The organism is Streptomyces sp. MGP-BFMKR1, assembly GCF_057766585.1.
In genome coordinates, this window is sequence record NZ_CM173408.1 from 8,230,913 (window position 1) to 8,245,911 (window position 14,999).

Sequence of the window (14,999 nt, forward strand, 5' to 3'; positions counted from 1 at the left end):
CGGCGCCGGCCACACGGGTAGGAGGCGAGGATGCCGAATGCCGAGCCCGCCTCCCTCAGCCCCCTTCACCGCCTGCTCGCCGAGCGTGCCTGCGAGCGTCTGATCGCCGCGTTCGTCCGCGAACTCGACCTCGGCGACCCGGCCGCCGTGGCCGACCTCTTCACGGCCGACGGGGTCTGGGAGTGGCCCGACGGCGACCGCAGGATCGAAGGCCGGGACGCGCTGCGTGCCTACTTCGGCGCACGCCCCGCCGACCGGCTCTCGCGACGCGTGAGCACGAACGTCCTGGTCACCCTCCTGTCGCCGACGACGGCGAGCGCGACCAGCTACTTCACGACGTACCGCGTCGACGGCCATGACGGCGGCATGGCGTCTCCGGGCGCGCCGGTGCAGGTGGGGCACTATGAGGACACCTTCCGACGGGTGGACGGCCGGTGGTCGCTGGCCACCCGCACCGTCTTCCTGGCCTTCGCCGGGCCGACCGAGCGCCTGGCACCGGCCGACCACCTGGCACCGCCCGAGCGTGCGGTGCCCCCCGGGCGGCCGTAGCGACGACGGTGCGGCGGCAATGCGGTGGCGTCGCGGGTGGTCGTCGCGCTAGCGTCCCCGGCATGTGCTTCCAGCAGCTCTACGGCTGACACGACGACGGGCCCAGCGCCCGTTCCCGCCACGCCCAGCGGCGCTCGCGGCGCGACCGGTCGAACCGTCGCGCCATCCCTGGGTGTCGGCTCGTCGTGCCCATCTCCCGTAGCACCGCCAAGGAGCACATCCATGTCACGCCAGCGTGCCCACATCGCCATGGTCGGCATCCCCGCCGTCAGCCACGTCCTGCCCAGCCTGGAGATCATCCGGGAGCTCGTCGCCCGCGGCCACCGGGTCACCTACGCCAACGACCCGGCCGTCGCCGACGTGATCGCCCCCACCGACGCCGAACTGGTCGCGTACCGCTCGACGCTGCCGGTGGCCGACAACGACTGGCCGGCCGACCCCATCGCCGCCATGGGCCTCTTCCTCGACGACGCCACGCACATGCTGCCGCAACTGCGCGCCGTCTACGACGCGGACCCGGCGGACCTCTACCTGTACGACATCGGCGGCTACGCGGCCCGCGCGCTGGCGGAGCGGCAGGGCCGGCCTACCGTGCAACTGTCGCCCAGCCACGTCGCCTGGGAGACCTTCGAGGAGGAGGTGGGCGCCCAGCTCAGGGCGCTGCCGGGGGCGGACGCCTACTTCGCGCGGTTCGCCGCCTGGCTGGCGGAGTGCGGCGCCACCACGACCGACGCCGAGGAGTTCGGCGGGCGCCCGAGGCGTGCGGTGGTCATGATCCCGCGGGCCATGCAGCCGCACGCCGAGACCGTGGACCCGCGCATCGTGAGCTTCGTCGGGCCGTGCCTGGGCGACCGGGCCGACCAGGGCTCCTGGACGCGCCCGGCCGACGCCGAACAGGTGCTGCTGGTCTCGCTCGGCTCGGCCTACACCCGGCAGACCGACTTCTACCGTAGTTGCCTGGCGGCCTTCGGCGACCTGCCCGGCTGGCACGTCGTGCTCCAGGTCGGGAAGTACACCGACCCCGCCGCGCTGGGGCGGATCCCGGCCAATGTCGAGGTGCACGCGTGGGTGCCGCAGGTGGCCGTGTTGCGGCAGGCCGACGCGTTCGTCACGCACGCCGGGATGGGCGGCTGCGGTGAGGGGCTCGACAGCGGCGTTCCCATGATCGCCGTGCCGCAGGCGGCCGACCAGTTCGCCAACGCCGACCGGCTGGTCGAACTCGGCGTGGCCCGGCGCCTCGACACCGAGGACGCCACGCCGGAGGCGCTCCGCACGGCCCTGCTCGCGCTCACCTCCGACGCCGAGGTCGCCCGCCGCCTCGCCGAGCTGCGCGCCCAGGCCAGGGCGGAGGGCGGCACGGCTCGCGCGGCCGACCTGATCGAGGCGGAGCTGCCACTGGGCTGAGCCGCGCGGCCGGCGCGGACCCCGCGCCATGGGCCGCCGCACGAGAGGGCGGCCCGCGCCACGCCGGGCCCGCGCCACGCCGGACCCGCCCGGGCCGCGCCCGTCCGGAGGGCGGCCCAGGCGAGCCCCGGGCCGCCCCCGCACGGGCGGCCCGGAGCCGGGCCTCAGCCGTGCGGCGTCGCGCCGGCCCGGCGGGTGGCGGGCCAGGCGGGGCGGTTGACGAGGTCCGCCCACTCCTGGTCGTACGCGCCCGGCACGGTCCGGCCCGCGCCGAGCCAGCGCTCGGCCAGCTCCGCGTAGATCGGCATGCCCGGTGCGTGGGGCGGGGGCGTCGGGTGGGGCAGCGGTCGCGGGTTGGGCGGCGCCTGGGGCCGGGGCGCGGCCACCGAGGGTGGGGTGGCGGCCGGCGGCCGGCTGGTCGGGGGTGCGGCCGGGCCCGGCGGGGCGGCCGGGGAGGCGTGGGGTGGGCCGCCGGGGGAGCCGGGCGGCGCACTGGCGCGTGGGCCGGTTGGCGGGTCGATCCGCACCGGCTGGGTGATCAGCGCCGGTGGCGGCGCCGGCCGCCCCGCCCGCACGGGCGGGCCTGTGTCCCGGTTCCATGCAGCGCGTGCCGCTGCGCGACGCGACGGCCTGGCAGGACCCGCTGCCCGGTGCCCAGGACACCGACCCCAGGGAACAACAGCTCGACCTCTTCGACGACGCTCCCGGTGACGCGCGTGCGTAGGCACGGCCGCGGAAGGCCCGCGGCGGACGTCGGCACCGGGCCCGACTTCCGCGAGACCCCCTTGTAGCCTCGTCCTCCCTGATCGGCGGCCGGCGGGTCAGCGGGAGGCCGAGCCGTAGATGCCGAATAGCGTATGGGCCAGGCCGGCGGGGCCCTGCTTCTCCCGGTGAGCGGCGCGGTCGGGACGGTCAGGACGCGGCGGGGACCACCGCGTCGAGACCTCGGGCGGCGACGAGTTGTGCGCTGCCGTCGGCCAGGCGGTAGGACAGGCCCACCACCGCCAGGCGGCCGTCGGCCACCGCATCGGCCAGGACGCGGGAGCGTTCGAGCAGCAGGTCCACGGTGTGCTCGATGTGCTCGGCCAGGATCTCCTCGGCCGTCTCGCGTCCGGCGGCGCGGGCTGCCAGCACGCTCGGGGTCACCCGTTCGACGACGTCCCGGACGAAGCCACCCGGCGTCTGCCCGTCCTGCAGGGCGGAGCAGGCCGCGGCGACGGCACCGCACGAGTCATGGCCGAGGACGACGACCAGGGGCGCCTTGAGGACGCTCACGCCGAACTCGATGGAGCCAAGGACCTCCGTGCCGGTGACGTGCCCGGCGGTGCGGACGACGAACAGGTCGCCCAGGCCGCGGTCGAAGATGATTTCGGCGGCCAGCCGGGAGTCGGAGCACCCGAACAGCACGGCGAAAGGCTGCTGGGACGGCGTCACGCGATACTTGCGCGGTACGGCGACCGCCGGCCGGATCGCGCACGAGCTCCGCGAGCCAGATCAGCCACCAGCCGGTGGTTTGGGGCAGTGGTGCCGCGCCAGCGCGTGGCGCAGGGCGAGGAGGACGGCATCGGGGGCAGCGCATGTGGGCCCGGCCGTTGGCGCGCGCCCGGCCGCCACCGTGCAGCACCGGTGTACCGCCAGCAGGGGGAGGCAGGGCGAGCTGGTCGCCACGCGGACGAAGCAGGTCGCGGTGACGCCGTGGACGCTCGCCTACCCGAGTTGGCCGTGCCCCCGCCACACAGCGATGTCACCGGGATGCTGATCGCATGACCGGCGAGCCGGGATTGAGTGGCGCGAGCCTTGCGTACCAAGCCTGGGCAACGGCCCGAGAGGCAGGCGAAGAAGGACGGCGCCATAAGGAAGAAGCCGCAACGGTGCACCGGCACGGTGGTACGTCACGTGGCCGCAACGGTGGCGTGACGGCTGGAGCGTCTGGGGCGCTACTGTCGCGTCAGGTGTTCGAGCGGGGAGGGTGTGTTGTTGGACCAGGTGGTGGTGGCGTTAGCCGCATCCGGTGGCACGGCGGTGGTGGCGGCTGCGGGTACGGATGCGTGGACGACGCTGCGGGCTGCGGTAGCTGGCTGGTTCGGGCGCGGCGATGCCGAGCGGGAGAGCGCGGAGCTGGAACGGCTGGGCATCACCGCGGCCGCGATCGCTGGGGCTGACCCGGGTGAAGCCGAGCGGGTGAGGGTTCGCCAGGAGGCGGCCTGGCAGGCGCGGATCGAGGTCCTGCTGGAGAGCCTGCCCGACGGCGAACGATCCCGAGCCGTGGATGACCTACGTGGCCTGCTGGCGCGGCATGGTCCGCCCGGTGGTGCGGTCAGCGCGGGGCCCGGCGGTGTCGCGGTCGGCGGAGATGTGAACGTCCGCGCCGAGGGCGGATCGGCCGCCGCGGTGGGGATGGGCGATGTGACAGTCGGATCCCCGGTCCGCCCTTCGCAGCCGGGTCCGACACACCAGGGCTGACCGCACCCGGCGCCCCGCCAAGCCCACCGGCCATCCCGCTCAACACAGCGGGAAACACGGTCGCCACCGCAGCCAACGGCAGCGTGGCCGCCAACCATGTCTTTGGCGGCGTTCACCAGCACCAGCACCGGCACGAACATGCCGCGCCGGGCCAGCCGGCCATGTGGCCACATCAGGTAGGAGTCATCCCGGCGCGCGCGGGCTGCTTCCAGGGCCGGGCGGAGGTCGCCCGACTGACCACAGTCCTTACTGAGGGTGGGACCGCGGTTGTTGGCTCCGTGGACCAGATGCCCTCGGGTGGGGTGCTGGTGGGGATGGGCGGGGTGGGCAAGACGCAGCTCGCGGCCGACTTCGCTCGCACCGTCTGGCAGGCCGGCGAGCTGGACGTACTAGTGTGGATCACTGCGGACCATCGCACCGCTGTGGTTACTCGTCTCGCCCAGGCCGCCGCCGAGGTCCTCGCGCTGGACTCCGGAGACGCGCAGCGTGACGCGCAGGTGTTCTTGGCGTGGTTGGAGCCCAAGAGGGGCCAGCGGGTGTGCCGATGGTTGGTCGTGTTCGACGATGTGGCCGACCCGGCCGACCTGAACGGGTTGTGGCCGCCGTCGAGCCAGTACGGGCGAACCGTGGTGACCACACGCCGCCGCGACGCGGCCCTGACAAGGCACGGCCGACGCACGATCGACGTGGGGCTTTTCACCAGCGCACAAGCGGTCGCCTACCTCACCCAAGCACTGGTCGCTGCCGGTCGTGATGAGCCTGAGATGGAGTTGGCCGCGCTCGCCGCAGACCTGGGACGTCTCCCGCTGGCACTGTCGCAGGCCGCCGCCTACCTCCTGGACGCCGGCATCGACTGCGGCACCTACCGCGCCCTGCTGGCCGACCGCACCCGCACCCTGGCCGACACCACCCCCGACGCCCTCCCCGACGACCAACCCCACCCCGTAGCCGCCGCCTGGTCCCTGTCGATCGACCGCGCCGACACTCTACGACCCGCCGGGCTGGCACGCCCCCTCCTCCAACTGGCCGCGCTCATGCACTCCAACGGCATCCCCCACGATGTCCTCACCAGCTCACCCGTCCTAGCTCACCTCACCGCACACCGCACACCGGCCACGGGCCCCACGGCCGAGGTCGACGCCGGCGAAGCGGTGCAGGCCTTGCGAGTGCTGCACCGCCTGAGCCTGGTCGAGCACAACCCCGCCACCGAACACCAGGCCGTGCGAGTCCACCAGCTCATCCAACGCGCCGTGCGCGAGACACTCACCCCCACTCACCGTGACCAGCTCGCCCGCACAGCCGCCGACGCCCTGCTGGCCGCCTGGCCCGAGATCGAACGCGACACCGACCTGGCACAGGCGCTGCGCGCCAACACCACCACCTTGACCACCCACGCCGAAGAAGCACTGCACCAGCCCGACGCACACCCGGTGCTGTTCCGGACAGGCCGAAGCCTCGGCGAGGCTGGCCAGGCCGAAGCCGCCCGCACCTACTTCCACCACCTGACCACCACCACACACCGCTACCTCGGCCCCGACCACCGCCAAACCCTGGCCACCCGCCGGCTCTTCGGCTACTGGCGAGGGAAGGCGGGGGACGCAGCGGGCGCCGCGAAAGCCCTGGCCACACTCCTTGACGACCAGCAGCGCATACTGGGCCTCTCCCACCCCAGCACCCTCGCCACCCGGCGTGTCCTCGCCGAGTTGCAGGGAGAGGCGGGGGACGCGGCAGGCGCCGCGAAAGCCTTGACCTCACTCCTAGAGGACCAACTGCGCATACTGGGCCCCTCTCACTCCGACATCCTCGCCACTCGCCATGAACTTGCCCGCTGGCGGGGGGAGGCGGGGGATGTCGCCGGTGCCGCGACCGCGACCGCCGAACTCCTTAACGACCAGCAGCGCATACTGGGCCCCTTTCACCCCGAGACCCTCACCACCCATCACAACCTGGCTCACTTGCAGGGAGAGATGGGGGACGCGGCAGGCGCCGCGAGGGCCCTCGCCGAAGTCCTTAAGGCCCACATGCGCGTGTATGGCCCCGACGACCCCGGCACCCTCACTACCCGCCATAATCTCGCCCGCTGGCAGGGGGAGGCAGGGGACATTGCCGGAGCCACGAAAGCCCTAGCCGTGCTCTTCCACGATCTGGTGCGCGTGCATGGCCCCGACCACCCTCACACCCTCGCCACTCGGTATGAGCTCATCCGCTGGCGGGGGGAGGCGGGGGATGTCGCCGGTGCCGCGACTGCGACCGCCGAACTCCTTAACGACCAGACGCGCGCGCATGGCCCTGACCACCCCGGCACCCTCACCACCCGCCATAACCTCGCCCGCTGGCGGGGGAGAGCGGGGGACGCTGCCGGCGCGGCGAGGGAGATCGCCGAAGTGCTTAAGGCCCACTGGCGCGTGTATGGCCCCGACCACCCTCATACCGTCACCGCCCGCCATAATCTCGCCTACTGGCAAGGGAAGGCGGGAGACGCGGCCGGCGCCGCGAGAGGCCTCACCGCGCTCCTCGACGACCTGTCACGCATGTACGGCCCCGTCCATCCCCGCACCCTTGCTACCCGCAGCAACCTCGCCTACTGGCGAGGGGAAGCGGGGGATGCTGCAGGCGCTGCGGTAATCCTCGCCGAGCTCCTCCACGATCGAAGGCACATGCTGGGCCCCGCCCACCCCGACACCCTCACCACCTGCAGCGACCTTGCCTACTGGCGAGAGAAGGCGGGAGACGCTACGGGGGCGGCGGAAGTCGTCGCTCAACTCCTCGACTGGGCCATTGGGGAGGACGAGAACCATGGGACCGCACCGCCCGAAGCCTCACCTCGATGGAGGAGATGGTGATGGACGGCCGCGTCGGCTGGAGCTTTCGGTCACTCTCCGCGTACCACTCCCGGGCGGTGGCGCCGGTCGGCCACTAAGCGGTGTCTTCAAATGATCTTGGGTGGTGGATCATGGGGTCGTGATACGTCGCCATGAACTGTCCGAGGTCGAGTGGGAGTTTGTCCGGCCGTTGTTGCCCGAGTCGTTGCGGGGGCGGAAACGGGTGGATGACCGCAGGGTGCTGAATGGGATCGTGTGGAAGTTTCGGACCGGGACGGCCTGGCGGGATGTGCCCGACCGGTATGGGCCGTGGGCGACTCTCCACACGCGTTTTCGCAGGTGGGCGGCGGACGGAACGTTCGAGCGGATGCTGCGGGCCGCGCAGGCGAAAGCGGATGCGGCAGGCGACATCGACTGGCTGGTGTCCGTCGACTCCACCATCGTCCGGGCACACCAGCACGCGGCCGGGGCCCGAAAGGGGGCTCCGCACCCCGGCGCTCGGCCGGTCCAGAGGCGGGCTGACGAGCAAGATCCACCTCGCCTGCGACGGACTCGGCCGCCCGCTCGGCTTCGTCGTCACGAGCGGGAACACCAACGACTGCACCCAGTTCACCGCGGTGATGGAAGCGATCCGAGTGCCCCGCACCGGGCCGGGCCGGCCTCGGGTCCGCCCTGCCCATCTCCTGGGCGACAAGGGCTACAGCTCGAAGGCGATCCGCACCTGGCTCCGCCGCCGGAGCATCCAGCACACCATTCCTGAACGGGCCGACCAGATCCGCAACCGGCTCAAGCGCGGCAGCCGTGGCGGCCGGCCGCCGAACTTCGACCGCACGGCCTACAAGCAGCGCAACGTAGTGGAACGGTGCTTCAACCGCTTGAAACAGTGGCGCGGCATCGCCACCCGCTACGACAAGACCGCCCAGTCCTACGAAGCAGCCATCACCCTCGCATCACTCCTGATGTGGGCGTGACATTTGACGACAGAACCTAGCCGACGAGCTTCTCGCTGCCTGGGCCTGGTGGGGGAGCCAAGGCGCGCCGCACCTCTACGACTTCGGCATGACCGTCACCGCCACGAGCCAGCACGTATGGTGCCGAGATCTCGCAGCCGGCCCTTACTGGCCACCCCACCGCCGGAGCCAGGCGAGCTCGACATGAAATTGGGACTGGAGTTCCTGCTGGGTGGTCGAGCACCGCGCGTACCCGATCCGGATCGGCTTCGCGGCCGGTGCGAGGGGCGCCGCCTCGATGGGCGGGCCCGGCTTCCATGCCCGGCCGGGTCCGCGGTCGTGCGAGACCTACCACGTCAGCTCGGGGGAGAACGGGCGGGTGTCGGAGAGGCCGCACGCCAAGCGGCTCCGGGAGGCTGAGGCGAACGTGGACGCCCGGCTCGGCTACCTCGGCGACAACCCCGTGGCCGTGCCCGGCGTCGACTGACACGCACAGGTAAGGGGCCTCACACCGGGACAACCGGTGTGAGGCCCGCTTTCTCGTTCTGCGCTCGTACAGTTTGGAGGGGTCCGGCAGCCGCGGCGGGCCGTCCTGGGTACCCGGGGTGGGACCCGCCTGCGTATCCGACGCGTACTCGGCGTTGAGCGTGTCCGCTCCATCCGGTCGACTGTCATCGCGCAGTCGGCCCCGCCTACGGGCGAGACGCGTGTCACATCCGGCAAGTCCGCCGTCCGCGTTTATTGGCAAGGGTTGTTAAGTGCGCGGAGCGGCACTCATGTCGCTTCCGGCAGCCGGACAGGTCAAGACGGTGCCAATTCGGAGGGCGCGCTTGTCACTTTGAAATTCTTCATAAGGCTGGCTCTCCTGCGTTACGCACCGGAAACTTGAAGGAGATGCCGGTACGGGGGCGTTGACGTACAGGTCGCAGCACGGGGGCATTGATGCGACTTCCACAGCCGTCCAACGGATGCCCCGTTCGGTATTCTGGGCGGGTGTTCGCGGGGGCTTGGGCGAATCGCCTCACCACACTCCTCATGCCCTTCGCACGGACGTGATATCCGCGTTCGCAACCCGCCAGCACCCGGCGCTTTCGGGCCATTGCTGACTTTCCGTTGGAGTTGTGATGCAAGAACACCGCGTGAAGACCCTCACCCGGTCGCCGTCTCAGAAGCGATGAACGGACTCTTAGCACCGTGACCAGCCCGGCGTTTGAGGAATTCCGCGCGTCCGGCGGAAGCCCCGCTTAGCCGACGGCGAAAAAGACGGCACCCCCACGGTGTTCGTCTCGGCCTCACCCGCCCATCTGCCTTCCTTCCACCCGCCGGTCTCTCGCCCACGCACGGCGTCCCCGGCTTTCCCACGCCGACAGACATGTCCTGGCTCTCCGTCGCCTCACCCGCGCCCGCCCCGGATGGCGCGGCCCCCGGCGGTGATCCCGGCGCCGCGCCGGACACGCTTGGTCCAGGCGGCGGCAACCGCCCCTCCACGCTCTCCCCGTCTGCCCCCTCTCGCCCGATTCGTCCAGTGCCGCAGCCTTTTCCACCGTCCGCGTGCGCCTCTGCTGACGCCGATGGACGCACCACCTCGTACGCGCGTCGGCCTCGCCACAGCCATCCGGCTCGGGCCGCCGCGCCGGTCAAGGAGGCCGGTCATGACCACCCAGCAAGCCACCGCAGAGCTGTCCGATGCCCAGGACCGCGTGCTCGACGACGTCCTCGTCGGCATGCCGTACAACAGCGCGTCCCAGTTCCACGAGTACTACGGCACCCGGGCCGCCCCCGAGCGGTTCGGCGCCTCCTGCGCGTGGCAGTCGTTCGCCGCGGGCCACGCGGTCGCCGAGCGCACCGGGGTCGAGGCCGACTACCTCATAGACGGCCGGCATGTGGCGGCCGTCTACCGTGAGTCGGAGTGCGTCACGCTGCTCGACCCGTACCTGCTGCACCAGCGCCCGCCGCGCCTGGAACGCGGGGCGGCCGTCGACGGCGAGGTGCGGGTCACGGTCGACGCGTACCCGCTCCGCGTCCGGGCGGACGGCTCGCCCGCGCCCGCCCGGATGCGGGCGACCTGGCTGCTCGACGACGACTCGATACGCCTGGACTACGTGCGGTACAGCCCGCGGCGCGGCCACAACGTCCTGTCGCGTTCGTTCACGCTGCGGCCCGACGTCCGACTCGCCGCCGTACCGCCACCCGCCGAATGGGTCAGGCCGCTGCTCGTCCACCCCGAACAACACAGCGTCTCGGTGCGCGTCGTCCACCCCGGCACCCGGCGGATGGCGGAGCTGATCCTGCCGTTGGCACGGGCGCACGGCGGGGCGGCCGCCGGGGCCTCCGCGCTGGTGACCAAGGACAACCAGGGCGTGGTCAGCGCGTACGGCAGCGCTGCCTTCCAGCGGGACGCCGAGCTGGTGGCCGACGCGGTCCAGGCCACGGAGGCGGACGTCACGGCGTTCCTGCTGGAGGCTGCCGCGATCCACCGGGCCGTGGCCCCCGCCGGACTCGAACTGGCCGCGTACTCCCTGGGGGACGAATGACCGCGCCACCTGCCGCACGCCGCCATGCCCGCTCGTTCTTCCTCGCCGGGACCATGCAGGGCGCCCGCCCCGGCGCGCACGTCACCGACCAGTCGTACCGCGCGGCACTGACAGCCGCCATCACCGAGCGCAGGCCGGACGCGCTGGTCCACGACCCCGGGGTGATGATGCGCGACTGGCTCGCCGGGCATCCGGCCGACGTACGCGCCGCCCACGCGGCCCTCGCCGCACGGCAGACCATCCACCGCCGCGAGCTCGGTCCGGAGCTCATCGAGCTGACCGACCTGTTCCACCAGCTCACCCGTCTCGCGGCGGACAGCGACGTCTGCGTGGCGTGGCTGCCGGGGCACGAGCCGAGCATGGGAACGGCCGCCGAGATGCTGTCCGCCCACCGTGCCAGGACCACCGTCGTCACCATCACCGAGATGCGGCAGAACCTCGCCGTGCTGTCCTGCTCGACCCTCATCCTGCCGGACCTGGACGCCTTCACCGCGTGGCTCGACAACGCCGGTGACGCCAGTGCCGTCGGTGACGTCCCATGAGCGACGGGCCCACCGCGGACAAGCCGCGCGAGGCGTGCGGGGTCGCCGGAGCCCGCGGGCCGACGGGCCGGCACGCGGACCTGGTGCGCGAACTGCTGCTCGCGCTCCAGCACCGGGGCCAGGAGACGGCCGGCATCGCCGTGGGCACGGGCGACTCCCTCGTCGCTCAGCATGGCGCCGGGTTGGTGGCCGAAGCACTCGCCGACATCACCGCCCTGCCCTCGGGACCGCTGGCCCTCGGCCATGTCCGCTACTCCACCGACGGCGCGCGGGGCGGTCTGGCCGGAGCGCAGCCCATCGTGCTGCCCGGGCGCGCACTGGCCGTCGCGCACAACGGCACCCTCGTCAACAACCGCCCGGACCCTCGCGCGCCGGGCCCGGGGCACGGACCTGGAACGACCGACAGCGAGCACCTCGCCCACCTCCTGGCCGACGAGACGGCGGCCACCGGCGGCGATCTGCACGCCGCCCTGCACACAGTGCTCTCCCGGCTGGAGGGCGCGTACGCGCTCGTCCTGTCGGACGGCCGGGAACTGATCGGCGTGCGCGACCCGCACGGCTTCCGGCCGCTCGCCCTCGGGATGCTCGGTGACACCTGGCTGCTGGCCTCCGAGACGGCCGCCATCACCGCCGTGGGCGGTGACGTCATCCGCGAGCTGGAGCCTGGCGAGGTGCTGGCCATCGGCGCCCGGGGCACCAGCAGTTCCCGGTTGGCCGCGCCCGACGCCAAGACGGCGGCCTGCCTGTTCGAGTACGTGTACTTCGCCCGGCCCGACTCCGAGCTGTCGGGCCGCAGCGTCTACCGGTCCCGTTACCGGGCCGGGCAGGCACTGGCCGACTACGCCCCGCCGCCGCCCCGGCGCGGAGCCGAGCCGCCGGTAGTGGTCGCCACGCCCGAGACGGCCCGGGTGGCCGCGGACGGCTACGCCCAGCGCGCCGGACTGAGCACCGTGCAGGGCCTGTCGCGCTCCGGGGCGACCGGGCGCAGCTTCATCGAACGTGACCAGCGCTCCCGGGAGGCGCTGGTCCGCAGGAAGCTCTCCCCGGTCCCCGCCGCGGTCGCCGGGCGGCAGGTAGTGCTCGTGGACGACTCGCTCGTCCGCGGCACCACGATGCGTACCGTAGCGGGGCTGCTGCGCCGGGCCGGGGCCGCCGAGATACATCTACGTATCGCTTCGCCGCCGTACCGCTGGCCCTGTTTCTACGGCATCGACACCGGCGACCCCGCCGAACTGCTCGCCGCCCGGCTGCCGGTCAGCGCGATCGCCGGGCAGCTCGACTGCGACACGGTGGCCTTCCTGCCGCTCGACCGGCTGATCGCCGCGACGGGCGGGGACCCCGGCAACTACTGCACCGCGTGCCTCACCGGCCGCTACCCGACCGCTGTTCCCGCCTCCCCCGCCAGTCTGCCGCTCCCTGCCGTGCGGCCGGACTCCGACTCCGCCCTCGCGTTCCCAGGACGTGCCGAATGAGGAGAACACCAGCGTGAACACCGCACCTTCACCGGCTGCGCGAGCGTCCGGCCACTGCGACGCCCGCCCGTTCGACGCCCGTACGATCGTTGAGGCACTGCTGATCCGCGCCACGGGGCCGCACGCCGACGAACCGCTGCTGACCGCGCTGGACGCGGGCGGCGAACCCGCCGAGCGGCTGACAGCGGCCGGGCTCGACACACGGGCCAGGGCGGTGGCGGCCGCACTGCTGGCGGTGGGCGGCGCGGGAGACCGGGTGATCGTGCCGGCCATGCCCGGTCTCGACTTCCACGTGGGCTTCGTCGGCTGCCTGTACGCGGGGATGATCGCCGTGCCCGTCCCCGCCTTCCGTGCCTCCGCCACCCGTGGGTCGGCGCGCGCCGACCGGCTGTCGGCCATCTGCGGGGACTGCGCCCCGTGCGCCGTGCTGGTGTCCTCCCCGCAGGCGGCCGAGGCAGCGGACCCAGACCGACTGCCCTCGGTGGCCTGGGTCGCCTTACGGGAGGCCGCCGGGCCCACGCAAGCCGCGGAATCCGCAGAAGCCGCGACCACCCCGGCACTGCCCGACCCCGCCGCCCTCGACCCGGACACAACGGCCCTGTTGCAGTACACCTCGGGATCGACCGGTGACCCGCGCGGCGTCATCGTCGGCCATGGCAACCTGGTGGCCAACCAGACCGCGATGCGCGACCGGTGCGAGGTCGGGCCGGCCACCACGATCGTGTCCTGGCTGCCGTGCTTCCACGACATGGGACTGTGCACCGCCGTCGTGCTGCCCCTGGTGTCCGGGGCGCGCACCGTGAGCATCGAACCGGCGGCCTTCGTCCGTGACCCCCGGGTGTGGCTGCGGGCCATCGCCGGCGAGGACGACGTGTTCACCGCCGCCCCCGACTTCGCGTACGACCTGTGCGTCAACCGCGTCTCCGCGGAGGAACGCGCGGCCATCGACCTGACGTCCTGGCGGGTGGCGATCAACGGCTCCGAGCCGGTACGCGCCGCGACCCAGCGCCGGTTCACCACCGCCTTCGAGGCGAGTTCCTTCCGCGCCGCGGCGTTCTCGCCCGGGTTCGGCCTCGCCGAGTGCACCCTCGGGGTGAGCCTCAGCCCGTCGCTGGTCCCGACGGTGGTCGCGCACTACGACCGGGACGCGCTCGCCGAGGGCAAGGCGGTCCCCGTGGCCCCGTCCGACGACGGCGTCGAACTCGTCGGCTGCGGCCCGGCACTGGAGCGTACGGACATCCGCATCGTCGATCCGCACACCCGCAGCGCGCTGCCCGAAGGGGGCGTCGGCGAGATCTGGGTGCACGCGCCGGGAAACTGCCGGGGCTACTGGGGCCGGGCGCGGGAGTCCGAGGAGGTCTTCGCCGCCCGGATCGAGGGCGCGGACCCCGAAGCGGTCTTCGTGCGCACGGGCGACCTCGGTTTCCTGGAGGGCGGTGAGCTGTTCATCACCGGGCGGATCAAAGACCTGCTGATCATCGGCGGGGAGAACTACTTCCCGCAGGACGCCGAGGCGGTGGCCACCCAGGCGCACCCCGCGTTCGCCCATCAGCGCGCCGCCGCCTGGTCGCGCGGCGCGGACGACCGTGAGGTGGCCGTGGTGCTGGAGACCACCGAGCGCGACCCGGAGCGGCTGGCCGTGGCACTACGCGCCGCCGGGATCGCCGTGGCCAAGGCGATCCCGGCCACGATCACGCTGTACGCGGTGGCCCGCAACAAGATTCCACGCACCACCAGCGGCAAGGTGCGGCGCCGTGAGTGCGGCCGGCAGACAAGGGCGGGGCAACTGACGCCGCTCGGCCAGTGGTCCAGCACAGCGCAGGTGGTCCAGCAGAGAGCAGAGGGAGACACACCATGGGGGCAACACCGGTGATCACGGTGGACCGTGCCGTCGAGCGGTTGCGGAGGCTGCTCGCCGACACGGTGGAGATGGAGGTGGGGTCGGTGGACCCCGAGCTCCCGCTGAGCGCGTTCGGCATCGACTCGGTCAACGGCACGGTGCTGATCAACGACCTGGAACGGTGGTCCGGGGTGACCCTGAGCCGCGATCTCCTGGTCGGCGAGCTCACGGTCGTCGAACTGGCCCAGGAGCTCATGGAGACGCTGGGGCGTGGCGCCGAGGCCGCCTCACGGCCCTCGGCCTGACGCCTTGCCGGTTCCGCCCCCGGTGGGTGGAGCCGGCAAGGCCGCTGCCTCCCCGGCGGCGCGTACGGACCGGCACGGCGGTACGCGACCGGCACGGGCAGCGGAGCGGGAGTGGTGG

Annotated in this window: 13 protein-coding genes and 1 pseudogene; 12 read left to right on the forward strand and 2 right to left on the reverse strand. The window is 72.7% G+C overall.

The features are described 5' to 3' along the window. Positions 1–30: 30 nt before the first annotated feature. Both AC3CHW_RS32830 and AC3CHW_RS32835 read left to right on the forward strand, forming a co-directional pair. Positions 31–549 (forward strand): nuclear transport factor 2 family protein, encoded by a 519-nt coding sequence (locus AC3CHW_RS32830; protein ID WP_488468898.1) that lies wholly within the window; start codon positions 31–33, stop codon positions 547–549. Positions 550–771: 222 nt separating this feature from the next. Then, the gene (locus tag AC3CHW_RS32835; RefSeq protein ID WP_488468899.1) at positions 772–1,953 is read left to right on the forward strand and encodes a macrolide family glycosyltransferase; all 1,182 of its coding nucleotides are present in this window, start codon (positions 772–774) and stop codon (positions 1,951–1,953) included. Positions 1,954–2,117: 164 nt separating this feature from the next. Here the strand turns inward: AC3CHW_RS32835 and AC3CHW_RS32840 are convergent, their stop codons facing one another. Beyond that, entirely contained in the window at positions 2,118–2,261 is a 144-nt protein-coding gene (locus tag AC3CHW_RS32840; protein WP_398609558.1) for a hypothetical protein, read from the reverse strand. A gap of 290 nt (positions 2,262–2,551) precedes the next feature. On the opposite strand from AC3CHW_RS32840, the gene AC3CHW_RS32845 reads away from it, so the two are divergent. Further along, a complete protein-coding gene (locus tag AC3CHW_RS32845) occupies positions 2,552–2,677 on the forward strand; it encodes a hypothetical protein (RefSeq protein ID WP_488468900.1) in 126 nt (41 codons plus the stop codon). A 188-nt stretch (positions 2,678–2,865) separates the two neighbouring features. Here AC3CHW_RS32845 and AC3CHW_RS32850 read toward each other — a convergent pair whose 3' ends face one another. Then, entirely contained in the window at positions 2,866–3,387 is a 522-nt protein-coding gene (locus tag AC3CHW_RS32850; protein ID WP_488468901.1) for a carbonic anhydrase, read from the reverse strand. Between the two features lie 537 nt (positions 3,388–3,924). Here AC3CHW_RS32850 and AC3CHW_RS32855 point away from each other — a divergent pair. From AC3CHW_RS32855 to AC3CHW_RS32895, 9 genes and pseudogenes are all read left to right on the forward strand, one after another. Beyond that, positions 3,925–4,416: a hypothetical protein gene (locus tag AC3CHW_RS32855; protein ID WP_488468902.1), complete on the forward strand. Its 492-nt coding sequence runs from the start codon at positions 3,925–3,927 to the stop codon at positions 4,414–4,416. Positions 4,417–4,448: 32 nt separating this feature from the next. Then, complete coding sequence (fxsT, locus tag AC3CHW_RS32860; RefSeq protein ID WP_488471253.1) at positions 4,449–7,259, forward strand: FxSxx-COOH system tetratricopeptide repeat protein; 2,811 nt, start codon at positions 4,449–4,451, stop codon at positions 7,257–7,259. A gap of 118 nt (positions 7,260–7,377) precedes the next feature. Further along, positions 7,378–8,143: pseudogene (locus AC3CHW_RS32865) on the forward strand (IS5 family transposase); the annotation flags it as partial. A 277-nt stretch (positions 8,144–8,420) separates the two neighbouring features. Further along, the gene (locus tag AC3CHW_RS32870) at positions 8,421–8,675 is read left to right on the forward strand and encodes a hypothetical protein (protein ID WP_488468903.1); all 255 of its coding nucleotides are present in this window, start codon (positions 8,421–8,423) and stop codon (positions 8,673–8,675) included. Between the two features lie 1,165 nt (positions 8,676–9,840). Beyond that, the gene (locus AC3CHW_RS32875; protein WP_488468904.1) at positions 9,841–10,722 is read left to right on the forward strand and encodes a hypothetical protein; all 882 of its coding nucleotides are present in this window, start codon (positions 9,841–9,843) and stop codon (positions 10,720–10,722) included. Then, entirely contained in the window at positions 10,719–11,264 is a 546-nt protein-coding gene (locus tag AC3CHW_RS32880; RefSeq protein ID WP_488468905.1) for a hypothetical protein, read from the forward strand. The genes AC3CHW_RS32875 and AC3CHW_RS32880 overlap by 4 nt, the downstream gene beginning before the upstream one ends. Beyond that, positions 11,261–12,736: an amidophosphoribosyltransferase gene (purF, locus tag AC3CHW_RS32885; RefSeq protein ID WP_488468906.1), complete on the forward strand. Its 1,476-nt coding sequence runs from the start codon at positions 11,261–11,263 to the stop codon at positions 12,734–12,736. The genes AC3CHW_RS32880 and purF overlap by 4 nt, the downstream gene beginning before the upstream one ends. Before the next feature lie 13 nt (positions 12,737–12,749). Continuing rightward, on the forward strand, positions 12,750–14,609 hold the full coding sequence (locus AC3CHW_RS32890) for a fatty acyl-AMP ligase (protein WP_488468907.1): 1,860 nt from the start codon (positions 12,750–12,752) through the stop codon (positions 14,607–14,609). Further along, positions 14,591–14,881, forward strand: coding sequence for an acyl carrier protein (locus tag AC3CHW_RS32895; protein WP_488468908.1), 291 nt, complete (start codon positions 14,591–14,593; stop codon positions 14,879–14,881). The genes AC3CHW_RS32890 and AC3CHW_RS32895 overlap by 19 nt, the downstream gene beginning before the upstream one ends. The last annotated feature ends 118 nt before the right edge of the window (positions 14,882–14,999 follow it).

Bases quoted from the DNA above. Each gene is read 5' to 3' on its own strand.
- AC3CHW_RS32830 (WP_488468898.1), top strand. From the start codon at position 31: ATGCCGAATGCCGAGCCCGCCTCCCTCAGCCCCCTTCACCGCCTGCTC.
- AC3CHW_RS32835 (WP_488468899.1), top strand. From the start codon at position 772: ATGTCACGCCAGCGTGCCCACATCGCCATGGTCGGCATCCCCGCCGTC.
- AC3CHW_RS32840 (WP_398609558.1), bottom strand. From the start codon at position 2,261: ATGCCGATCTACGCGGAGCTGGCCGAGCGCTGGCTCGGCGCGGGCCGG.
- AC3CHW_RS32845 (WP_488468900.1), top strand. From the start codon at position 2,552: ATGCAGCGCGTGCCGCTGCGCGACGCGACGGCCTGGCAGGACCCGCTG.
- AC3CHW_RS32875 (WP_488468904.1), top strand. From the start codon at position 9,841: ATGACCACCCAGCAAGCCACCGCAGAGCTGTCCGATGCCCAGGACCGC.
- AC3CHW_RS32880 (WP_488468905.1), top strand. From the start codon at position 10,719: ATGACCGCGCCACCTGCCGCACGCCGCCATGCCCGCTCGTTCTTCCTC.
- purF (WP_488468906.1), top strand. From the start codon at position 11,261: ATGAGCGACGGGCCCACCGCGGACAAGCCGCGCGAGGCGTGCGGGGTC.
- AC3CHW_RS32895 (WP_488468908.1), top strand. From the start codon at position 14,591: ATGGGGGCAACACCGGTGATCACGGTGGACCGTGCCGTCGAGCGGTTG.